Origin of the sequence: Pseudomonas sp. UBT, assembly GCF_050915955.1 — a bacterium.
Classification (GTDB): domain Bacteria; phylum Pseudomonadota; class Gammaproteobacteria; order Pseudomonadales; family Pseudomonadaceae; genus Aquipseudomonas; species Aquipseudomonas antarctica_A.
In genome coordinates this window covers 1,593,313-1,614,391 of sequence record NZ_CP168079.1, presented here as the reverse complement: position 1 = coordinate 1,614,391, position 21,079 = coordinate 1,593,313, and the positions used below count along the sequence as shown (strand labels likewise).

The window sequence follows — 21,079 nt, the reverse complement described above, 5'->3', positions numbered from 1 at the left end:
TGGAAACACTTTCCCTACATTTGCCCGGCGCCAAGTGTTTTACCCTTCGGGCCCGATCCCGTTTGGAAGACCTGTGCCATGCGCCCTCTTGTGTTGGTTTGTTGCCTGTTGCTGTCTCCGCTGACGTTTGCGGGTACGGTGCTGGAAAACGCCCTGTGGCGCGTGGAACTCGATCCCGCCACGTTGGCGCTGCGCGTTACGCCGGCGGGTGAGGCGCTTGTGCAAGCCTCCAGCGGCGTGGCGGCGCATGTTGTCAGCGATATGCAGGCAGAGGCTGAACAGGCCACCTGGCAATGGGACAGCGGCGCCTATCGTCTGACGGCTCGCCTTGAGCAGCGTGACCTTGCCTTGACCATCAGCGCCCGCGAGCCGGGTGAATTGCACCTGCTGCGCCAACCCGCCGAGGCCATGGGCCAAGGGTTGATCTGGCCCTTGGCCGAAGGGCACTACGTGCCGGCGGGTAACCCCGTCTGGAACGCGTTTTTGCTCGAACAGGGTGAGCTCAACACCACGCAGGATCTGAGCCTGCCGTTATGGGGCGTGGATCACGGGCGCTTCACGCTGAGCTGGTTGCTGACCAACCCCTATAACAATCGCCTGTTGTGGCAAGCCGACGGAAAGGGCCTGGCGCTGCTGGCATCCCATGCATTCACGGCACTGGACCCCAGCGCGCCGATGACCCTGCGCCTGCACCTGGGCGACGCCGACCCATTGGCCGGTGCCAAGCGCTATCGCCAGTGGCTGGTGGAGCAGGGGCGTTATGAACCGTTGACGGACAAGCTGCGGCAAACGCCTGAAGCGCAAAAGCTGCTGGGGGCCAGCCATGTCTATCTGTGGGGTAATGAGCTGTTGGGGGCGGATGATGTGCGTGATTGGCCGCTGCTGGTGAAAGTGCTGCGCGGCCACGAACTCAAGGGCTTGCTGGATAAAGAGGCCACGCAAGTGCTGGCGCAGTCCGCTGCGTTGGACCGCTATCAAAAGACCGTGCTGTTGCGTGGCCTCAACGCGGCAATCAATAAAAAGGCCCGGCAAACCTGGCAGGCTACCGAGGAGCCGGACATGCTCAAGCTCGCTGATGGCTATGGCGCACTGCGCCGTGAGCTGGCGACGGCGTTCAGCGGCGCGCTGCGTGACGGTCCTGAAACCTGGGGCAGCACGCTCTCGGCCAAGACCCTGAAGTCGCTGCAAGACGCTGGGCTCCCACGCCTGCTGCTGGCCTTGGGCGACGGTTGGGAAGGTGGCCTGTGGCATCCCGAAGCGATTCAGGCGGGCGTCAACGCCGGTTACCTCATGGCACCGTACGATTCCTATGAAACGGCGTTATCCACCATCGAAAACCCGGACTGGACCACCGCCCACCTGGGCAGCAAGGCTTACCGCGACTGTGCCATCGTGTTGAAGGACGGCAAGCTCAAGACCGGCTTCCAGCAATCGGGCCACTACACCGATCCGCGCTGCGTGCGGCCGTTGCTGGAAGCCCGAGTGAAGGCCGTGCACGCCAAGGCAGGTTTCAACGCCTGGTTCCTTGATGCCTACGCCACCAGCATGGTCTTCGACAGCTATCGTACCGGCGCCCCAATGACCCAGGCGCAAAATGCTGAGGGCAATATCGACGCGTCTCGCTGGATCAACACCGCGCTCAAGCTGCCCGCCGGCTCCGAAGACGGCAACGCAATCACCGCACAGGGCATCCTGTTCGCCCATGGGATGCAGACACCCGTGATCGGCTGGGGTGACCACGCGATGACTCAGGACAAGCAGTCGCCCTATTACGTGGGCAACTGGTACCCGCCGGAGCAACCCGCGGTGTTCTTCAAGTCCGTGCCGTTGAAGGAGCCGTTTCGTACGGTGTACTTCGAGCCGACGATGCGTTTGCCGTTGTATCAGGCGGTGTTCCACGGTTCGGTCATCACCACCCACCACTGGCTGTTCGATAGCCTGAAGCTGAGCAATGTGCGGGCTGCAAACGAGCTGACTCAACTGCTGTACAACGTGCCGCCGCTGTATCACCTGAGCGCGGCGACGCTTAAGGAGCGGCTGCCGGTGATCCAGCGTCAGGACCGGTTTTTCCGGCCATTGCATCAGCGCCTGGCGACTCAGGCGATGACCGATTTCCGCTGGCTGACGGCGGACAAGCAGGTGCAGCAGACCACGTTTGCCGATGGCACGCGGTTAGTGGTGAATTTTGCTGCCGAGGAGAACCAGGGCTACGCCGCACGCAGTGTGACGGCAATGGTGGTGGGGGAAAAACCGGTGGTGTATCAGGTGCAGTAGCGCTGCCGGTCAACCGCTATTGCAGGGAAGCCAGCTCCCACAGGGGAATGCATTTCAAAATGTGGGAGCAGGCTTGCTCGCGAAGGCGTCAGCCCAGGCAACAAAAATCTATAATTTGCGCCACACGCTCGCCAGCCAAGGCTGCTGTTCCCGTGGCAGCCCGGCTGGCCGGTAGTAATGCTCCAGCTCCACAAACCCGGCCGCCGTCAGCAAACCTTGCCATGCCTCCAGGTCGTGGTAAGACCCGTACCGAGGCCCATTCCAGCCTTCCTGGTTTTCACCGCGAGGGTTGGAGCTGAACAGCACGCCGCCCTGTTTCAAGGCGCCATGCAGCTGTTTGAGAATGCGCGGTAATTCCTGCTTGGGAATATGAAACAACACCGCATTGGCAAACACCCCATCAAATCGCCCGGCAGGCAAATCCAGCTTCAGGAAATCCTGTTGCAACACCTCACAACCACTGTCTTCGCGGGCCATCTGCGCAAAGCGTTCGGAGCCATCAAGCCCCACTGCAATGTGCCCCATGCGTGTAAACGTCTGCAGATCCCGCCCCGGCCCGCAGCCGAAATCCAGCAGGGTAAACGGTGGCGTGCCCAGGATATGCCGCAGCAAGGCGTCGATGTTCTGGCTCACATCGTGATCGCGGGTGCCTTCACGGAAGTCTTCGGCCACCTGGTTGTAGTGGCCGAGCGTGGTGGATGTGATCTGGTCGAGGTCGTCGGGCTTAAGGGTCATGACGGGGAATACCGGGTACTGAGATAGCCCGACTATACCTCACCGTTTGTTGAGCACCCGCGCCAGGCGATCGCCACCCAGCTGAATCACGGCCACCAGAATCACCAGCAGCACGATCACCGTCAGCATGATCTGCGTATCAAACCGCTGGTAGCCATAGCGGTAGGCAATATCACCCAGGCCGCCTGCGCCGATTGCGCCAGCCATGGCCGAGGAGTTGATCATCGTCACCAGCGTAATCGTAAATCCGCCGACGATTCCCGGCAGCGCTTCCGGTAACAGCACGTGCCAGATGATGTGCCAGCGTCGGCAGCCCATGGCTTGTGCGGCTTCGATCAAACCGTGGTCGACTTCACGCAAACTGACCTCGGCGATTCGTGCAAAGAATGGCGTGGCGGCGATGGTCAGCGGCACCACGGCCGCCCATACACCATAGGTGGTGCCGACGATCAGCCGGGTAAACGGGATCAGCGCCACCATCAGGATCAAAAACGGAATGGAGCGGAACAGATTGACGAACGCCCCCAGCACTCGGTTCAGCGCGGGTGCCTGGTAGATCCCGCCCTTATCGCTGGTGACCAGAAACACCGCCAGCGGAATGCCCACCAGCAACGCAATCAGTGACGACACGCCGACCATCAACAAGGTATCGATGGCGCCCTGCAATAAACGATCAAACCACATAGCCCAGCACCTCCACCTGTTGCGCCCAACGCCCGGCGCGATTGCGCAGTTCTTCGGCGTTGTGGGGCGAGCCATTCACCGCCAGCAGCAACTGCCCCAGGGCATGGCCCTGAATTCGTTCCACACCGCCTTGCAGCAAGCGCACGCGCCCGCCGAGGGCGTTGAACAACGCGGCCAGGTCGGGTTCGTCGCTGGCGCTGCCGGTGAACTGCAAGCGCAGCACCAGTGCCGCGTCGGCGGATGTCCGGGTGAGCTGCAAGCGGCTTTGCAGCTCATCCGGCAGCCCGTGTTGCAGCGGTGCCAGCAGGGTTTTGCTGACCTCGTGCTGCGGGTTGCCGAACACTTGCCACACCGGGCCTTGCTCCACGATGCGGCCGTGTTCCAGCACCACCACGCGGTCGCAGATTTCGCGAATCACCGCCATTTCATGGGTGATCAACACAATGGTCAGCCCCAGGCGCCGGTTGATTTCACGCAGCAGGCCGAGGATCGATTGCGTGGTTTCCGGGTCGAGCGCCGAGGTGGCTTCGTCGCACAGCAGAATCTGCGGGTCGTGCACCAATGAGCGGGCGATGCCCACGCGCTGTTTCTGCCCGCCGGAGAGCTGCGCCGGGTAGGCCTTGTGCTTGTCCTTGAGGCCCACCAGTTCCAGCAGCTCGCGGACCTTTTGCTCGCGTTGCAGCTTGGGCACTCCGGCCACTTTCAGCGGCAACTCGACGTTCTGCCACACGGTCTTGGCCGACATCAGGTTGAAGTGCTGGAAGATCATGCCGATACGCCGACGCAACGCCACCAGGCGGTCTTCGTCGTACTCGCCGATGTCCACCTGATCAATCAGCACCCGGCCGCTGCTGGGTTGCTCCAGGCGATTGATGGTGCGGATCAGCGAGGACTTGCCGGCGCCGCTGCGGCCGATGATGCCGAACACTTCACCGCGCTGGATCGCCAGATCGATGCCTTGCAAGGCATGCACGGTGCCGTCATAGGTTTTGCCCAGGTTGATAAAGCGCACATGGGCGCGGTTCAAGTCGGGGTGCAGTTCTGTCTGCTCGGCGTCCCTGGGCGGTAAACCCAGGTCGCGCAGTTGCGTGTTGGCGGCGCTCATATTCAGCCTTCCCAGCCGACTTGGTAGAGCTTGCCGAGGGATTTATCCAGGGCTGCGCGCACCACCGGCGAGTGCTGGTAGATGTCGACGAACTTGATCACACGCGGATCGGTTTTGCTCTTGGGCTGGACGACAAACTGGATCACGTATTCCGGGTGGTCGAGGCCGTCGAACAGCAGCGCCGACTCGGCATCGAAGGTCTTGGACAGGCGGATATACGCCGGATAACCCTGCACCAGGTCGGCGTCGTCATAGGCGCGCACCAGTTGCACGGCTTCTACCTGCAGGATTTTGATCTTCTTCGGGTTGGCGATGATGTCTTCTTCGGTGGCCTTGTAGCCCACACCCGGCTTCAGCGTGATCAAGCCGGCCTTGGCCAGCAGTTGCAGGCCGCGACCACTGTTGATCGGGTCGTTGGCAATCGCCACGCTGGCCCCTTGGGGCAGGTCGTTAAAGCTTTTGTACTTCTTCGAATACAGCCCGACGTTGTTGATGATGCCTGGCGCATACGGCTCCAGCTTGAAGCCGGCGGCGGCCTTGGCGTTTTCCAGGAACGGGATGTGTTGGAAGTAGTTCACGTCGATATCGCCGGCGGCCAGGCTGACATTGGGGGCGATCCAGTCGGTGAATTCCACCAGCTCGACTTTCAGGCCTTGCTTGCCGGCTTCTGCCACGGCGGCTTCCAGCGGGATCGCGAACGCGGCGGTGGTGCCGACTTTCAGCGGCGCATCGGCAGCAAACACCGCCGAGCTGAATAAACCGAGGGCCAGGGCCAGTGCTTTGACTGGGTGAGTGAGCAGTGTCTTTTTCATGATCGGTTTCCAGTCATAAGGTGTCTGTAAGAACAATGTGGTCAACTGTGGGAGCTGGCTTGCCTGCGATAGCGGTCTGTCAGGGATATTTTCTTTGCTGGCCCACCGCTATCGCAGGCAAGCCAGCTCCCACACTTCTAATTCAGTGTCGGTAGGTGGAACCGGTGTGTTGTTCAGGTAGACGAGCCGTGCCCTGGAAGACTTTTTCGCGCAAGGTGCCGGTCTCGTAAGCGGTCTTGTACGACCCGCGCCGCTGCAACTCCGGCACCACCAGGTCGATAAAGTCGACATAGCTTTCCGGCGTCACAATGCGCGTCAGGTTGAAGCCATCCAGCCCGGTCTCGCTGATCCACGACTCCAGCTCATCAGCCACGTGCTCGGGCGAGCCGACCAAGGTGATGTAGCGACCGCCGAGGGCGTGTTGCTCGAGCAATTTGCGCCGGGTCCAGTCGTTGTTTTGCAGGTTCTTGGTGGCCGACTGAATCGCGTTGCTTTTCACGTACTGGATCGGTTCATCGATCGCGTATTGGGAAAAATCAATCGCCGTCGACGCCGAAAAATGCGCCACGCCGGCTTCAGGGCTGGCGTAGCTCAGGTACTCGGCGTGCTTGGCCCAGGCCAGCTCTTGCGTGGCGCCAACAATCACGTTGAGGCCCATGAACACCTTGATGTCATCCGGGTTGCGTCCGGCTTCGACGGCGCTGGCGCGTACCTTGTCCACCTGGACCTTGGTCGCCGCCTTGTTCTGCCCGCTGATGAACACGCACTCGGCATGTCGCCCGGCGAACAGCAGGCCACGGTCCGAACTGCCGGCCTGGAACAGCACCGGCGTGCGTTGTGGCGACGGCTCGCACAGGTGATAACCCTCCACCTGATAGAACTCGCCATGGTGCTCGACCTTGTGCACCTTGCCCGGCTGCGCGTAGACCCGTTGCTGCGGATCATTGATGACCGCGTCGTCTTCCCAGCTTCCTTCCCAGAGTTTGTACAGCACCTCCAGGTATTCGTCGGCCTGGTCGTAGCGCCGGTCATGCTCGACCTGTTCCGTGAGGCCCATGGCCTTGGCAGCGCTGTCGAGGTAACCGGTGACGATGTTCCAGCCGACCCGGCCACGGCTCAGGTGATCGAGCGTGGACATGCGCCGGGCGAACAGGTACGGCGGCTCGTAGGTGAGGTTGGCGGTGAGGCCGAAGCCGAGGTTTTTGGTCACCGCCGCCATGGCCGAGACCAGTAGCAGCGGGTCGTTGACCGGCAGTTGGATCGACTCCTTGAGCGGCATGTCGATAGAGTTCTGGTAAACGTCGTACACGCCGACGATGTCGGCGATGAACAGGCCGTCGAACAACCCACGCTCCAGGGTCTGCGCCAGTTCGGTCCAGTACTCGACGGTTTTATACTGCGTCGAGGTGTCCCGTGGATGCGTCCACAGGCCATGGTTGATATGCCCGATGCAGTTCATGTTGAAGGCATTGAGCAGGATTTTTTTCTTTGTTTTTACCGGCAGGCTCATCAGATGGTCCCCCGCAGTGGCGGGTTTTCATCGTTGAGGTAGTAATTGCCCACCGCGTGGTACTTCCAGCGCACCGGGTCATGCAGGGTGTGCACGCGGGCGTTGCGCCAGTGGCGGTCGAGGCCGTGTTCGGCCAGGGTCGCCTGGCTGCCGGCCAGTTCGAACAGGGTGCTGCCGGCGGCCAGGGAAATTTCCGTGCTCAGGGCGCGCACTTCGGCGACGGCGATGGAGGCCGCCGCGACGGTCTCGGCAGTGCTGTCGGCCTGGGCGCGGTCGAGAACTTCGCCGGAGCGCTCCAGCAAAGCTTCGGTGGCGTGCAGGCGAATGCTCAGGTGGCCGAAGCTCTTCAGGGTGAGCGGGTCTTCGGTGGCCTTGTCGTTGCCGGCGTCGATCCACGGGCGGGTCTTGGTGCGCACAAAGTGCAGCGCATCTTCGAAGGCGGCGCGCGCGATGCCGGTGTCGATGGCGGCGTGAAGAATCTGTGCCAGTGGGCCGACGGTGGTCGGGCGCTCGAAAGCGCTCTGGAACGAGATCACGTCCTGGGCGGCGACCCACACGTTATCGAACACGACGGAGCCGCTGCCGGTGGTGCGCTGGCCGAAGCCACTCCAGTCGTCAATCACCGTCAGGCCTTCGCTGTCGCGGGGCACAAACGCCAGTTGCTGCACGCCGTGCTCATCCACCACCGACGTCGGGATGCGTTGGGCGTAGATTGCGCCGGTGGCGTAGAACTTGCGGCCGCTGATGCGAAAACCGTCGCCGTCGCGGGTGATAGAGGTCACGCGGTCGTGAGCGGTCTTTGTGCCCAGCTCCGCCAGGGCGTTGCCGAAACGCTGGCCGGCGAGCACTTCGGCGTACAGGCGTTGCTGCTGCGCAGGGCTGCCGTTGACGCGCAGCACTTCAAGGGCATAGAAATGGTTTTGCGGGATCTGGCCCAATGAAGCGTCGGCTTGGGCGATCAGCGCAATGACCTTGGCCAGGGTGACATTGGAGACGCCGGCACCGCCGTGTTCCTTCGGCACGCTGATGCCCCACAGGCCGGAGCGGGAGAACACGTCCAGTTCGGGCAAGGGCAGGCGGCGCTCACGGTCGCGCTGGGCGCTGTCGCGGCGGAAGTCTTCCGCAAGGTCGCTGGCGACAATGAGGGCTTGTTCGTCGCTGGTGATAACCGCGACGTTTGTAGAGAAAGTCATAGGTGTTCTCCAGAAGCTCGTGGAAAAGTGTTCTGGTCGGTTAAATCCAGGAGTGACGAGCAGGTAAGGTGCCGTTCAAGCGATAGGCGCCGATGGCGTGATACTTCCAACGCACCGGGTCGTGCAGGGTATGCACGCGGGCGTTGCGCCAGTGGCGGTCGAGGTTGAATTCGGCGAGGGTGGCGCGGCTGCCGGCCAGCTCGAAGAGCTTTTCGCTGACCAGCAGCGACACTTCGGTGGTCAGCACTTTCGCCTCGGCCACGGCAATCGATGCCCTGGCGGCGGATTGCGCGGTGATTGGCGCCGCGCTGACCTCGTCCAGCACCTTGCCGGCCTTGCGCAGCAGTGCTTCGGCGGCGTGCAGTTCGATTTTCAGCTTGCCGATATCGGCAATCACATACAGGTCATCGCTGGCGCGCTCGACCTTGGCGTCGATCCACGGGCGCGAACGTTCACGCACGAAGGCGATGGTGTCGTCGAGGGCGCCCCGGGCGATGCCTGCGTCGATGGCGGCCTGGATCAGTTGCGAGATGGCGCCCTGAATGTTTGGGCTTTCGCCCAGACGCCAGTTTTCAATCACCAGCTCTGCGTCCACCGACACGCGATCAAGCAGCACCGTGCCGCTGGCCGTGGTGCGTTGGCCAAAGCCCGACCAGTCATCGACGATGCGCAGCCCTTCAGTGCCACGGCGTACAAATGCCATGACCTGTTTGCCGTCATCATTCAACGCCTTTACTGCGACCCAATGGGCGAACAAAGCGCCGGTGGAGTAGAACTTCTGGCCGCTGACCACGTAGCCGTCGCCTTCGGCGGTGAGGCGCGCTTTAAGCTCCAGTGTGTTTTTGGTGCCGCGTTCCGGGCCGCCATTGCCGATGCGCCAACCGTCGAGGACGCTTTGGAACAGCTGCTTTTTCTGGCGTTCGGTGGCGGTGCCCTGCAACAGGTACAGGATGCCGAAATGGTTCTGTGGAATCTGCCCGAGGGCCGGGTCCGCCGCGCTGATGATCGCGAAGACTTCAGCCAGGGTAACGAACGATACCTGCGGGCCGCCGTATTCACGGGGAATGGAAATACTGCCGAGCCCGCTGCGGGTGAACTGCTCGAGCTGCGCCCATGGCAGCTTGCGCTGCTGGTCGCGCTTGGCCGCTTGCAGGCGCGCAGCCTGGGCCAGCTCAAACGCGGCGCTCAACGCCTCGGCGTCGTTGCGCAGCACAGCGGCCGGCAACAGCAATGGGGCTACGTCCAGATCACTCTGGGGGGGTGTTAGAGCCAAGTTAGACATCAGCGCCGCTCCTTGGCTGCACGTAATGCCCTGGCGTTATGCACCGGGGTAATTCTGACCATACCGACCTCGCATTCAATGAAATAAAAACAGAAAAATCAGAGATGTCCGGTGGTCCGGTGCATATACCCTAAGCGTGTTAAATTTTTTAATAAACTAACTTTTAGGAATATGCATAGAAGGGCTGTCACCCAGGCTCGCAGGGAGAACCGGGCTGGCGCGGTTGATAAGTCGACGCGGCCCTGGCCGGGCGGGTCGGCGCCTGTGGCACGCCGGCGGCGATGTTCAAGGTGCGCACCGGTGCCCAGCGCGAATTATTGCCGACGCGATCGAGAATGCAGTACGTCACGTCCAGGCGGCTGTCGTCGCCCGCGTCGACAATCACCACCGAAGGCACCCACACCTGTACCGGCAGGCCGACGCCTTCGGCCTGGATTTGCGGCAGGTCGAGGCGCGCGTCACCCCAGCGCAAGGTAATGGCGTCGCCCGTGGCCATGTTCAGGTAAGGCTCGATGGTCAGCGGGATACCTCGTCGTACCTGGCTGCTGTTGACGCCGTGGCGTCGGATGGTTTCGGGCAGGCACACGGGGGCGAGGTTCTGGTTTTCGTCGCCCGAGAGCGCAGACGGCAGGCCACCCGGATAGCAGGTCTTCACCCCCACCTGGGTGATGGCCGAGCGTGCCGGGCCGTGGCCGACGTGCAGGACCTGGTAGTGAACCCGTGCCACGCCATCCTGGATAAAACTTTCCGGGACGCGCAGGCGGGTCGATGTGCCGACCTTGCACGCGGTAATCCGACGCGAGTCGGCGAAGCAGTTGTTCCAGAACAGTTCGATCAGGTCGCCTTCCTCCATGCCGGGGAAGGGCGCGATATCTACCTGCAAGTGGGCGGCGGCGAGGGCGTTGATGCCGTGCCGATTAGCCTGGGGCAGGGTCGGGGCGGCGAGCAGGGTCTGGGTTGCGGTGCGCGTCATACGTAATCTCCTTGATGCAGCCAGCAGCAATCGTTCCGGCACCCGTGGCGCGGTTGTGCGCAGGGTGCCGAAAGGAACGATTCAGTGAATAGCCGGGATAGGATCCAATCCTCTGGGCGCTAGATAAGAGGGTTGGCCAGCGGCCGTCAATGGCGGCAAAGGGCTAAACGGCGGGTTGGCGCAGATTCAGAACAAGCTGACGGGGAGGGGGATTTTAAGCAGGGTGTCGCGGGGACTTTTACTGATTGGAATGAGGATTTTATGTAGGAACACTGTCATGTGGGAACTGGCTTGCCTGCGATGCAGGCACCCTGGTTTATCCGTCACACCGCGGTGATGCTGTCGCAGGCAAGCCAGCCCCCACACGGACTGTCAGTGGGCTAAAAATTTGCTCAGGAACTGCTTGGTCCGTTCTTCCTTGGGGTTGGCAAACAATGCCTTGGCTTCGCCCTGTTCCACGATCACGCCTTTGTCGAAGAAGATCACCCGGTTGGCCACATCCCGGGCGAAGCTCATTTCGTGGGTGACAATGACCATGGTGCGGTTTTCTTCGGCCAGGCTGCGGATGGTCGCCAGCACTTCGCCGACCAGCTCCGGGTCGAGGGCCGAGGTGGGTTCGTCAAACAGAATCACCTCCGGCTCCATGGCCAATGCACGGGCAATCGCTACGCGCTGTTGCTGGCCCCCGGACAAGCGTCGCGGGTACGCATCTTCCTTGCCCGCCAGGCCGACCCTGGCCAGCAGCTTGCGGCCCAATGCGATCGCCGCTTCGCGCGGCATCTTCTTGACCACGATCGGGCCTTCGATGACGTTTTCCAGCGCGGTGCGGTGGGGGAACAGGTTGAAGTTTTGGAACACAAAACCCACGTGCTGGCGCAAACGCCGCACCAGGCTTTGTTGCTGGTTAAGCGGTTTGCTGCTGTCGATCTCGATGTCACCCACCTTGATGCGACCACTGGTGGGTTCTTCGAGGAAATTCAGGCAGCGCAGGAAGGTGGTTTTACCGGAACCGCTGGGGCCAATGATGGCGACGACTTCGCCTTCCTTGACCTCAAGGTCGATCCCGTTGAGCACCACCTGACCCTTGAATTGTTTGGTCAGTTTTTCAACCACGATCATGCTTCAAGACTCCAGGTCATGCCGGTTGACCCGGTCTTCCAGGCGATTTTGAAAATGCGCCAGGATGCTTGCCAGGATCCAGTAGATCAGGGCAGCGGAGAGGTACATGGTGAAGATTTCGAAGGTGCGCGCAGACACCAACTGAGCCTGGCGGAACAGCTCGGGCACCTGGATGGTGGCGGCCAGCGCCGTGTCCTTGACCAGCGAAATAAAGCTGTTGCCCAGCGGCGGCAAGGCCGTGCGCATGGCCTGCGGCAGGATGGCCCGGCGCAGGGTCTGCGCGCGGGTCATGCCGATACTGGCAGCCGCTTCCCACTGGCCGCGCTCGATGGAGCTGATCGCGGCGCGCAGGATTTCACAGGCGTAGGCGGCCATGTTCAGCGAAAAGCCGATCATGGCGGCCGGGATCGGATCCAGCTCGATGCCCACTTGCGGTAAGCCGTAGTAGATCAGGAACAGCTGCACCAGCAAGGGCGTGCCGCGAAAGAACGACACGTAGACACGGGCGGTCCAGCTCAATAGCTTGAAGCGCGACAAGCGCATCAAGGCCAGGCCGAAGCCCAGCAGCAAGCCGAAAAACATTCCGCCGAGGCTAAGAATCACCGTGTAATACGCGCCCTTGAGCAGAAAGGGCGCGGAGTCCAGCGCGAGTTGGAAACCTGCTTCCATTATTGAGTGACGTCAGCGTTGAAGTATTTCTCGGACAGCTTCTTCAAGGTGCCGTCGGCGCGCAGCTTGTCGAGGGCCTTGTTCACGGCGTCGAGCAGTTCAGGCTCGCCTTTGCGCAGGGCAATACCGGCTTCCTGACGGGAGAAGGCATCGCCAGCAGCGGCAGTGTCCGGGGCTTTTTTGGCGTATTCCAGGGCTGCCAGGCGGTCGATCAGGATGGCGTCGATGCGGCCGATGCGCAGGTCCTGGAACTTGGTTGGGTCATCGTTGTAAGTCTTGATGATGGCTTTGGGTTGGTTGTCCTTGAGCCATTGCTCGTAGTTGGTGCCCAGGCCTACACCGACTTTCTTGCCGGCCAGGTCGTCGGCGGTTTTGATGGTGTCGACGTTTTTCTTCAGCACCAGCGCCTGGATACCGGAAACGGTGTAGGGCTTGGAGAAGTCATACTTTTTCTTGCGCTCTTCGGAGATGGTCACCTGATTGACCACGGCGTCCAGGCGCTTGGATTCCAGGGCGGCGAGGATGCCGTCCCACGGCGTGGCTTGCAGCTTGACCTTGACGCCCAGCTCCTTGGCCAGCGCTTCGGACAGCTCGACTTCGAAACCGCTGAGCTTGCCGCTTTCATCGACAAAGCTGAAGGGCGGGTAGGTGCCTTCCAGGCCGATCTTGATCTCGCCCGCCTTCTTGATGGTATCCAGTTGCTCGCCGGCAACTGCCTGGCCCAACCAACCGGCCCCAAGAGTCAGGCCCAATGTGCCAACCAGCAATGTGCGACGCAATACAGAAATAGTCATGAAGAGCCCCTGTGTTTTTATGTTGAGCGAAGCAGGTGACGCGGTAGTCGTATCCTGCCTTAAAGCGCGAAGCGCGTCTTCGCCTTCGGCGCGACTATAAAGCGAGTTTTTAAGACTTGAAAATAATATAAATATAATTTGTTATTCGATTTAGGAATATGACGTTGGTCTAATGTGGGAGCGGGCTTGCCCGCGATAGCGCAGTGTCAGTTTGCAAATATGTTCACTGATACACCGCTATCGCGGGCAAGCCCGCTCCCACCTTTCGATCTGTATTCGTTCAGTTAAACGCTGCGCCATAGGCAAACAACGCCGGCGCCCCACCGGTATGCAGGAAAATAATCGGACCGTCCTCAAACCGCTGACGCCCGATACCATCGAGCAAGCCGGCCATGGCCTTGCCCGTGTAGACCGGGTCCAGCAGCAGGCCTTCCTGGCTGGCCAATAGCTTGACCGCGGCCAGGGTGCCGGCGTTCGGTTCGCCGTAGCGCGGGCCGAAATATTCGTCCCACAGAATGACTTTGAATGCTTCGGGGATTTCCATGCCGAGCAACTCGGCGGTGCGTTCGGCCAGGCCTTGTACTTTCGGGCGCTGGGCTTCATCGGTGCGTGACACGGTGACGCCGATGACCGGCAAATTCGGCAGCACTTCACTCAATGCCAGCGCCAGGCCGCTGTGGGTACCCGCGCTGCCCGAGGCCAGCACCACGGCGGAGAATTTAATCCCGCTGTCTTCGATCTGCCCGGCCAGCTCCAGCCCGGCGCGCACGTAACCCAAGGCACCCAGCGCATTGGAGCCGCCGATCGGCACCAGGTACGGCTTCTTGCCGTTGCTGCGCAGGCGGTCGGCGAGGGCGTTGAGCTGGTCGTCGACGTTGTCGAGGTTCTCGACCAATTCGACGTTGGCGTCGAACAGCTCCAGCAGCAGGCGGTTGCCGTTGCCCAGGTAATTGGGGTCTTCGGTGCCGGTGGGGTTTTCCAGCAGTGCAACGCAACCCAGGCCGAGCTTGGCGGCCAGCGCGGCGGTTTGGCGTACATGGTTGGACTGAATGGCACCGGCGGTCACCAGTGTGTCGGCACCCTGCGCGAGGGCATCGGCCGCCAGGTATTCAAGTTTGCGCAGCTTGTTGCCGCCCATGGCCAGCGGCGTGGTGTCATCGCGTTTGACGTAGATATCCCTGCCCAGCCAGGCCGACAGCCGCTCGAGTTTTTCCAGGGCAGTGGCGCCGCCCAGCAGTTCCAGGCGGTTAAAACGGTCGAGCTGTTGTTTGATCATGGCTACGCACAGTGGCTAAGTGATGGGGCGACTATAGGCAGGCACTTTTCAACGGGCAACCCGTCAATCGCTTATAAGCTTTGGTTATTTGCTCGGCATGATTGGTTCTTAAGGCTGCTTCCTTGGCATGAAGTAAAGTAGGCGAAAATTTCAGCTACCAGCTCCAAGTGATAAGCCTCAAGTAAAAGCCAAGCGGCATTTACTTTCCGCGTTTAGCTTGCAGCTTCCCACTACCAAAGGTCCTACCGTGAGTGAGCGTTCCAGTCATTGGCAATTGCAGACCATCGTCGGCCAGCTGCGCAGCGCCCGGGACCAGTGGCGCACGCGCAATGGACGCTTGAGTGGCGAGCATGGCGGCCGCGAATTGCCGTCGCGCGAGGCGGTGGCGCAGATTCTCGAAGCCCTGTGTGGTGCGTTATTTCCAATGCGCCTGGGGCCGGTGGACCTGCGTGAAGAAAGTGAAGATTTTTACGTCGGCCATACCCTCGACGTCGCCTTGAATGCCTTGCTCGGCCAGGCGCGCCTGGAGCTGCGTTATGCCGCCCGCCAAGGTGGCCAAGACGATGGCGAAGTCGACGCAGTGGCCATCCGCCTGATCCAGGATTTCGCCCTGGCCTTGCCGTCCCTGCGCAGCCTGTTGGACACCGACGTGCTGGCCGCCTATCACGGCGACCCGGCCGCGCGCAGTGTGGATGAAGTGCTGCTGTGCTATCCGGGAATTCTGGCGGTGATTCACCATCGCCTGGCGCACCATTTGTATCGCGCCGGCTTGCCGTTGTTGGCGCGGATCAGCGCGGAGATTGCTCACTCGGCGACCGGCATCGACATTCACCCTGGCGCGCAGATTGGCCCGAGTTTCTTTATCGACCACGGCACGGGCGTGGTGATTGGCGAAACCGCGATCATCGGCGAGCGCGTGCGTATCTATCAGGCTGTGACGTTGGGCGCCAAGCGCTTCCCGGCGGATGAGGATGGGCAATTGCAGAAGGGCCATCCACGCCATCCGATTGTTGAGGACGATGTGGTGATCTATGCCGGGGCGACGATCCTGGGGCGCATCACCATCGGCAAGGGCTCGACGATTGGCGGCAATGTGTGGCTGACCCGCAGCGTGCCGGCCGGGGCGAACATTACGCAGGCGAATCTGCAGCATGAGGATGGGGCGCAGAAGTAGCGACTGAGCCAGAGCTTGTCACTGAACCCCTGTGGGAGCTGGCTTGCCTGCGATGGCGGTATGTCTGACCACCGCTATCGCAGGCAAGCCAGCTCCCACAGGGGACTGCATTCCAGCTTTGGGTAGATTTTCACTCAATGATCGCTGAACGTTTTGCCATCACCAGCCGTCATACCAATCCTTGAGCTAGTGTAGGAACTATCTACCGCTCAGCCTTGCGATTAGTCCAAAACCGCCTATCCATGTTTAACTTGAATGTTCGTTCAAGTTAAACCCGGTGGTTCGCTGCCCGCTCACAACAGGAGGCTTACCTTTGCTGAGTCCGTTATTTACAGCCACATCCCACACCTTCGGGGTGCATCGTTCATGAGTGCATCGTCCACCCCACCCAGCGGCCTGGTGCGCATGAATGCGCCCGTTTTCTACTTTGCCGCAAGCTTCATCCTGCTGTTCGGCATCACTGTCATCGCTATCCCGCAACAGGCCGGTGCCTGGCTGCTGGCGGCGCAAAACTGGGCGGCCAATACGGTCGGCTGGTACTACATGCTGGCGATGACCCTGTATCTGGTCTTCGTGGTGGTCACCGCGCTATCAGGCTACGGCAAGATAAAACTCGGTGCCGACCACGACGAGCCCGAATTCAGTTACCTGTCCTGGGCCGGCATGCTGTTTGCCGCCGGGATCAGCATCACGCTGTTTTTCTTTTGCGTCTCGGAGCCGCTGACGCACTTGGTGCAACCGCCCCAGGGCGCACCGATGAACGCCGACGCCGCCCGCCAGGCCATGCAGATCCTGTTTCTGCACTGGGGCCTGCATGGTTGGGGCGTGTTCGCCTTTGTCGGCATGGCCCTGGCGTATTTCGCCTACCGGCATAACCTGCCGCTGGCGCTACGCTCGGCGCTGTACCCGCTGATCGGCAAGCGTATCAATGGCCCCATCGGTTACGCGGTGGATGGCTTCGGCATCATCGCCACGGTGTTCGGCCTGGGTGCCGACATGGGCTTTGGTGTGCTGCACCTCAACTCAGGGCTCGACTACCTGTTCGGCGTTGCCCACACCCAGTGGATTCAGGTCGGCCTGATCACCCTGATGATGGGCGCGGCGATCCTCGTGGCCGTGGCCGGTGTCGACAAGGGTGTGCGGGTGATGTCCGACATCAACATGCTGCTGGCCTGTGCGCTACTGCTGTTTGTGTTGTTCGCCGGGCCCACCCAGCACTTGCTCAACACGCTGATCCAGAACATCGGTGACTACCTCGGCGCGTTGCCGACCAAGAGCTTCGATGTGTACGCCTACGACAAACCCAGTGACTGGCTGGGCGGTTGGACGGTGTTCTACTGGGCCTGGTGGATTGCATGGTCGCCATTCGTGGGCCTGTTTATCGCGCGCATTTCCCGCGGCCGTACCATCCGCGAATTCGTGTTTGGCGTACTGCTGATTCCGCTGGGCTTTACCCTGGCGTGGATGTCGATCTTCGGCAACAGCGCCATCGACCAGGTACTCAACCACGGGTTGACCGCCCTCGGCCAGTCGGCCATCGACGACCCGTCGATGAGCCTCTACTTGCTGCTGGAAACCTATCCGTGGAGCAAGACCGTGATCGCCGTCACGGTGTTTATCAGCTTCGTGTTCTTCGTCACCTCGGCCGACTCCGGCACCGTGGTGCTGTCGACCCTGTCGTCCAAAGGCGGCAACGCCGATGAAGACGGGCCGAAGTGGCTGCGTGTGTTCTGGGGCGCAATGACCGCGCTGGTCACCAGTGCCTTGCTGTTTGCCGGCAGTATCGACTCGCTGAAATCCGCAGTGGTACTGACCTCGTTGCCGTTCTCGCTGATCCTGCTGTTGATGATGTGGGGGCTGCACAAGGCTTTCCATCTCGAATCGCAGAAGCAGATTGCTCAGTTGCATTCGTTGGCACCCGTATCGGCCTCACGCAAGGGCCGAGGCGGCTGGCGCCAGCGTTTGAGCCAGGCCGTGCACTTCCCTTCGCGGGATGAGGTGTACCGCTTCCTTGAATCAACGGTGCGCCCGGCGATCGAGGAAGTGACGGCGGTATTTGTCGAGAAAGGCTTGAACGTGGTCACTCAGCCTGACCCGTCCAATGACAGTGTCAGCCTGGAAATCGGCCATGGCGAGGAGCACCCGTTCGTCTACCAGGTGCAGATGCGCGGCTACTTCACGCCGTCGTTTGCCCGGGGTGGCATGGGGTCGAAAGAGATCAACAACCGTCGCTATTACCGGGCGGAAGTGCACCTGAGTGAGGGCAGCCAGGACTACGATCTGGTGGGCTACACCAAGGAGCAGATCATCAACGACATCCTCGACCAGTACGAGCGACACCTGCAGTTTTTGCACTTGGTGCGCTAGTCCCCTGTGGGGGCGGGCTTGTCCGCGATCGTATCAGCTCGGTGTTTGAGATACACCGAGTTGCCTGCCTCGCGGGCAAGCCCGCTCCCGCAAAAAAGCCCGCAAAGCCCCGTCCCACGGGGCTTTCTTAAATTTAATTTCATTGGTGAACACCGCGTTTTGACGCGGAACTGTCATCTGGCCACTGCGTAATTGTGTGAAGCGTTTGACGCTTTCATTTCAGAACAGTGACGGAGACCGGTAACAATGAAGACGTTAATAAGCCCTATGGTGGGTGCCGCCATGGCGAGCTTTATGCTGTCCGCCCATGCCGATTTTATCGACGACAGCCACGCCGATGTGACCTTGCTCAACCGCTACCTCAACCAGCAAGGGCGTGATGTGGTGAACAGCAGCGCCAAGGCCCACAGCGTGCGCGATTGGGGCCAGGGTTTCGAGTTCAACTTCAAGTCCGGCTACACCGAAGGCCCGGTAGGTTTTGGCCTGGACCTGCAAGCGTTCTACGGTTTGAAACTGGATTCCGGTGGCGACCTGAATGACAAGGACCACCAGGGCCGCTACCCCGGCAGCATGTTCCCGCTGGATGACGGCAAGTCGGCCGACCAGTTCGGCGTGCTGAGCCCAACATTCAAAATGCGCTTCGCCAAAGATGAACTGCGCCTCGGCACGCTCTACGGCAACAACCCGGTATTGGCCAACACCGACGGCCGCCTTTACCAGCAGACCAACACCGGTGTGCAACTGGTCTCCAAGGACCTCAGCGACTTCACCTTCACCGGCGGCGATATCTTCAAGACCAAGATCCGTAACGAAACCGGCGACCAGGGGATGATTACCGCAGGTGGCACCAAAGAGAGCGATCGCTTCTTGTTCGGTGGTGCCGATTACACCGGTATACAGAACACTACCGTCAGCCTGTGGTACTCCAACCTTGAGGATTACTACCAGCAGTTCTTCCTCGGCGCCAAGCGTCATGACGCCTTGTCTGTGGGCGCAATCGACACCGACGTGCGCGTGTTCCGCAGCCTGGGTGTGGGGGCTAACGCCGATGGCGATAAAGACTTTGCCGGTGCTGGCCTCTACGGCGATGGCACCAGCAAAGGCCGCATCAACCAAACCACCGCCAGCTTGCTTGAGAGTTACAGCCTGGACGGCCACACCGTCGGCCTCGGTATCCAGAAAAACAGCGGCGACAGCGACTTCCCTTACCTCGACGCCGGCCTGAACAGCGGTGACGCACGCCAAGGCCCGGGTTCAGGTGCCGACACCCCGGCGCTGACCAACATGCAGTTGAACAAATTCCAGCACGCCGGCGAACGCACCTGGCTGGCTCAGTACAAATATGACTTCGGCAAGCTCGGCCTCACCGGCCTGACCTTCTCCGCCGCCTACGCCCATGGCGATGACATCCGCACGGCCCAGGGCGATACCAGCGAATGGGAACGCAACATTGCCGTGGCTTACCAAGTACCGACCGGCACCCTCAAAGGCCTGGGCGTGACCTGGAAAAACGCGCATGCGAGTCCGGACATTACCGGCGCTACCGTGCAAGATGAAAACCGCTTCTATGTCAGCTATGTCGTTCCACTCTGGTAGGAAATTGCTGTAAAACGGAAGGGCAGACTTAAGCGATTCAGCTGCTTAAAAGGCCTGGGAATATCGTTATTCCTGGGCCTTATTTGTCCCAAGTTCAAGAGAGGATTCGATGACTTACATTGCTGCCGAAAACCGCTATGAATCTATTCCGTATCGCCGCGTAGGCCGCAGTGGATTGGTGCTGCCTGCACTGTCCCTGGGGCTGTGGCACAACTTTGGCGACAGCACCCCGATCGACACCCAGCGCGCCTTGCTGCGCACCGCGTTCGACCTGGGTATCAACCACTTCGACCTGGCCAACAACTACGGCCCGCCTTATGGCAGCGCCGAGATCAACTTCGGCCGTTTGCTGCGCGAAGACTTCAAGCATTACCGCGACGAACTGATCATCTCCAGCAAAGCTGGTTGGGACATGTGGCCCGGCCCCTACGGCCAGGGCGGCGGCTCGCGCAAATACGTGCTGGCGAGCCTGGATCAGAGCCTGCAGCGCCTGGGCGTTGACTACGTGGATATTTTTTACTCGCACCGTTTCGACGCCGACACCCCGCTGGAAGAAACCGCCAGCGCCCTGGCCACGGCCGTGCAACAAGGCAAGGCGTTGTACATCGGTATCTCGTCTTATTCCGGCGTGAAAACCCGCGAAATCGCGGCGCTGCTCAAGGAGTGGAAAGTACCGTTGCTGATCCATCAGCCGGCGTACAACCTGCTCAACCGCTGGGTGGAAAAAGACCTGCTGGACACCACCGAAGAACTTGGCGCCGGAGTGATCGCGTTCACGCCGCTGGCCCAGGGTTTGCTGACCGACAAGTACCTCAACGGCGTACCGGCGGATGCGCGGGTCAATCGCCCGGGTGGCGGCTCGTTGCAGGCCAAGCACTTGTCCGAAGCCAACATCGCCCACGTGCGCGCGTTGAATGAAATCGCCAAGCGCCGTGGCCAGAGCCTGGCGCAATTGGCATTGGCCTGGACCCTGCGTGACCCACGGGTGACCAGTGCGCTGATCGGTGCGAGCCGGCCAGAGCAAATCATCGAGAACGTCGGGGCGTTGAAGAACTTGAGCTTCAGTGCCGAAGAACTGGCGGAGATTGATCGGTTTGCGCTGGAAGGCGGGATTAACCTTTGGGAGAAGCCATCCACCGCTGAATAAACTGGCATAACCCGGTCACTGTGGGAGCGGCAAAGCCTGGCTCTCAAAGCGACCTGAATTGCCAAATTTATTCGTCACGCTGTAAATCAAATGTGGGAGCGGGCTTGCTCGCGAATGCGATGTATCAGTCAGTACATAGGTGACTGGCCCACCGCTTTCGCGAGCAAGCCCGCTCCCACATTTTTTGGTCTTCAGCGTGGCAAATTCACACGCTACGACTCAGTTCCTGTGGGAGCCGGGCTTGCCCGCGATGGCGGTGTGTCAGTCGATGACTGTGTTGGCTGACCCGGCGCTATCGCAGGTAAACCAGCTCCCACATTTTTGATCTTCTGTGTGGCGAAATCATCCGGTGTGCGCGGTTCCTGTGGG

Annotated in this window: 17 protein-coding genes; 5 read left to right on the top strand and 12 right to left on the bottom strand. The window is 60.9% G+C overall.

Annotated features, from left to right (window positions below; genetic code table 11):
- Window positions 1-78: 78 nt before the first annotated feature.
- Window positions 79-2,274, top strand: a complete 2,196-nt coding sequence (locus ACDZ94_RS07390; protein WP_432751265.1) for a glycoside hydrolase — start codon at window positions 79-81, stop codon at window positions 2,272-2,274.
- A 108-nt stretch (window positions 2,275-2,382) separates the two neighbouring features.
- Here the strand turns inward: ACDZ94_RS07390 and ACDZ94_RS07385 are convergent, their stop codons facing one another.
- The 12 genes from ACDZ94_RS07385 to ACDZ94_RS07330 all read right to left on the bottom strand — a co-directional run bounded on the left by ACDZ94_RS07385 (window position 2,383) and on the right by ACDZ94_RS07330 (window position 14,426).
- A complete protein-coding gene (locus ACDZ94_RS07385) occupies window positions 2,383-3,009 on the bottom strand; it encodes a class I SAM-dependent methyltransferase (RefSeq protein WP_064450171.1) in 627 nt (208 codons plus the stop codon).
- 39 nt (window positions 3,010-3,048) lie between these two features.
- Window positions 3,049-3,693 (bottom strand): methionine ABC transporter permease, encoded by a 645-nt coding sequence (locus ACDZ94_RS07380; RefSeq protein ID WP_071482532.1) that lies wholly within the window; start codon window positions 3,691-3,693, stop codon window positions 3,049-3,051.
- Window positions 3,683-4,798: a methionine ABC transporter ATP-binding protein gene (locus tag ACDZ94_RS07375; RefSeq protein WP_221293644.1), complete on the bottom strand. Its 1,116-nt coding sequence runs from the start codon at window positions 4,796-4,798 to the stop codon at window positions 3,683-3,685. The genes ACDZ94_RS07380 and ACDZ94_RS07375 overlap by 11 nt, the downstream gene beginning before the upstream one ends.
- 2 nt (window positions 4,799-4,800) lie before the next feature.
- Window positions 4,801-5,610 (bottom strand): MetQ/NlpA family ABC transporter substrate-binding protein, encoded by an 810-nt coding sequence (locus ACDZ94_RS07370; RefSeq protein ID WP_064450174.1) that lies wholly within the window; start codon window positions 5,608-5,610, stop codon window positions 4,801-4,803.
- A gap of 142 nt (window positions 5,611-5,752) precedes the next feature.
- Window positions 5,753-7,120, bottom strand: a complete 1,368-nt coding sequence (locus ACDZ94_RS07365; protein ID WP_432751264.1) for an LLM class flavin-dependent oxidoreductase — start codon at window positions 7,118-7,120, stop codon at window positions 5,753-5,755.
- Window positions 7,120-8,313 (bottom strand): SfnB family sulfur acquisition oxidoreductase, encoded by a 1,194-nt coding sequence (locus tag ACDZ94_RS07360; protein ID WP_262666767.1) that lies wholly within the window; start codon window positions 8,311-8,313, stop codon window positions 7,120-7,122. The genes ACDZ94_RS07365 and ACDZ94_RS07360 overlap by 1 nt, the downstream gene beginning before the upstream one ends.
- A 40-nt stretch (window positions 8,314-8,353) precedes the next feature.
- A complete protein-coding gene (locus ACDZ94_RS07355; RefSeq protein ID WP_407015958.1) occupies window positions 8,354-9,595 on the bottom strand; it encodes an SfnB family sulfur acquisition oxidoreductase in 1,242 nt (413 codons plus the stop codon).
- 187 nt (window positions 9,596-9,782) lie between these two features.
- Window positions 9,783-10,568 carry a hypothetical protein gene (locus tag ACDZ94_RS07350; RefSeq protein WP_432751263.1) on the bottom strand — a complete coding sequence of 262 codons (786 nt, stop codon included), beginning with the start codon at window positions 10,566-10,568 and terminating at the stop codon, window positions 9,783-9,785.
- Window positions 10,569-10,940: 372 nt separating this feature from the next.
- Window positions 10,941-11,687, bottom strand: coding sequence for an L-cystine ABC transporter ATP-binding protein TcyN (gene tcyN, locus ACDZ94_RS07345; protein ID WP_432751262.1), 747 nt, complete (start codon window positions 11,685-11,687; stop codon window positions 10,941-10,943).
- 3 nt (window positions 11,688-11,690) lie between these two features.
- Window positions 11,691-12,356 carry a cystine ABC transporter permease gene (gene tcyL, locus ACDZ94_RS07340; protein ID WP_017135731.1) on the bottom strand — a complete coding sequence of 222 codons (666 nt, stop codon included), beginning with the start codon at window positions 12,354-12,356 and terminating at the stop codon, window positions 11,691-11,693.
- Window positions 12,356-13,150, bottom strand: a complete 795-nt coding sequence (tcyJ, locus tag ACDZ94_RS07335) for a cystine ABC transporter substrate-binding protein (protein WP_064450180.1) — start codon at window positions 13,148-13,150, stop codon at window positions 12,356-12,358. The genes tcyL and tcyJ overlap by 1 nt, the downstream gene beginning before the upstream one ends.
- Before the next feature lie 280 nt (window positions 13,151-13,430).
- On the bottom strand, window positions 13,431-14,426 hold the full coding sequence (locus tag ACDZ94_RS07330) for a D-cysteine desulfhydrase (protein WP_432751261.1): 996 nt from the start codon (window positions 14,424-14,426) through the stop codon (window positions 13,431-13,433).
- A gap of 247 nt (window positions 14,427-14,673) precedes the next feature.
- On the opposite strand from ACDZ94_RS07330, the gene epsC reads away from it, so the two are divergent.
- From epsC to mgrA, 4 genes are all read left to right on the top strand, one after another.
- On the top strand, window positions 14,674-15,600 hold the full coding sequence (gene epsC, locus ACDZ94_RS07325) for a serine O-acetyltransferase EpsC (RefSeq protein WP_064450182.1): 927 nt from the start codon (window positions 14,674-14,676) through the stop codon (window positions 15,598-15,600).
- Window positions 15,601-16,005: 405 nt separating this feature from the next.
- Window positions 16,006-17,967 (top strand): choline transporter BetT, encoded by a 1,962-nt coding sequence (gene betT, locus ACDZ94_RS07320; protein ID WP_167353715.1) that lies wholly within the window; start codon window positions 16,006-16,008, stop codon window positions 17,965-17,967.
- Window positions 17,968-18,234: 267 nt separating this feature from the next.
- On the top strand, window positions 18,235-19,563 hold the full coding sequence (locus tag ACDZ94_RS07315; RefSeq protein WP_082895808.1) for an OprD family outer membrane porin: 1,329 nt from the start codon (window positions 18,235-18,237) through the stop codon (window positions 19,561-19,563).
- Between the two features lie 109 nt (window positions 19,564-19,672).
- On the top strand, window positions 19,673-20,710 hold the full coding sequence (gene mgrA / locus ACDZ94_RS07310; protein WP_064450185.1) for an L-glyceraldehyde 3-phosphate reductase: 1,038 nt from the start codon (window positions 19,673-19,675) through the stop codon (window positions 20,708-20,710).
- The last annotated feature ends 369 nt before the right edge of the window (window positions 20,711-21,079 follow it).

Bases quoted from the DNA above. Each gene is read 5' to 3' on its own strand.
- ACDZ94_RS07390 (WP_432751265.1), top strand. From the start codon at position 79: ATGCGCCCTCTTGTGTTGGTTTGTTGCCTGTTGCTGTCTCCGCTGACG.
- ACDZ94_RS07385 (WP_064450171.1), bottom strand. From the start codon at position 3,009: ATGACCCTTAAGCCCGACGACCTCGACCAGATCACATCCACCACGCTC.
- ACDZ94_RS07380 (WP_071482532.1), bottom strand. From the start codon at position 3,693: ATGTGGTTTGATCGTTTATTGCAGGGCGCCATCGATACCTTGTTGATG.
- ACDZ94_RS07375 (WP_221293644.1), bottom strand. From the start codon at position 4,798: ATGAGCGCCGCCAACACGCAACTGCGCGACCTGGGTTTACCGCCCAGG.
- ACDZ94_RS07370 (WP_064450174.1), bottom strand. From the start codon at position 5,610: ATGAAAAAGACACTGCTCACTCACCCAGTCAAAGCACTGGCCCTGGCC.
- ACDZ94_RS07365 (WP_432751264.1), bottom strand. From the start codon at position 7,120: ATGAGCCTGCCGGTAAAAACAAAGAAAAAAATCCTGCTCAATGCCTTC.
- ACDZ94_RS07360 (WP_262666767.1), bottom strand. From the start codon at position 8,313: ATGACTTTCTCTACAAACGTCGCGGTTATCACCAGCGACGAACAAGCC.
- ACDZ94_RS07355 (WP_407015958.1), bottom strand. From the start codon at position 9,595: ATGTCTAACTTGGCTCTAACACCCCCCCAGAGTGATCTGGACGTAGCC.
- ACDZ94_RS07350 (WP_432751263.1), bottom strand. From the start codon at position 10,568: ATGACGCGCACCGCAACCCAGACCCTGCTCGCCGCCCCGACCCTGCCC.
- tcyN (WP_432751262.1), bottom strand. From the start codon at position 11,687: ATGATCGTGGTTGAAAAACTGACCAAACAATTCAAGGGTCAGGTGGTG.
- tcyL (WP_017135731.1), bottom strand. From the start codon at position 12,356: ATGGAAGCAGGTTTCCAACTCGCGCTGGACTCCGCGCCCTTTCTGCTC.
- tcyJ (WP_064450180.1), bottom strand. From the start codon at position 13,150: ATGACTATTTCTGTATTGCGTCGCACATTGCTGGTTGGCACATTGGGC.
- ACDZ94_RS07330 (WP_432751261.1), bottom strand. From the start codon at position 14,426: ATGATCAAACAACAGCTCGACCGTTTTAACCGCCTGGAACTGCTGGGC.
- betT (WP_167353715.1), top strand. From the start codon at position 16,006: ATGAATGCGCCCGTTTTCTACTTTGCCGCAAGCTTCATCCTGCTGTTC.
- ACDZ94_RS07315 (WP_082895808.1), top strand. From the start codon at position 18,235: ATGGTGGGTGCCGCCATGGCGAGCTTTATGCTGTCCGCCCATGCCGAT.
- mgrA (WP_064450185.1), top strand. From the start codon at position 19,673: ATGACTTACATTGCTGCCGAAAACCGCTATGAATCTATTCCGTATCGC.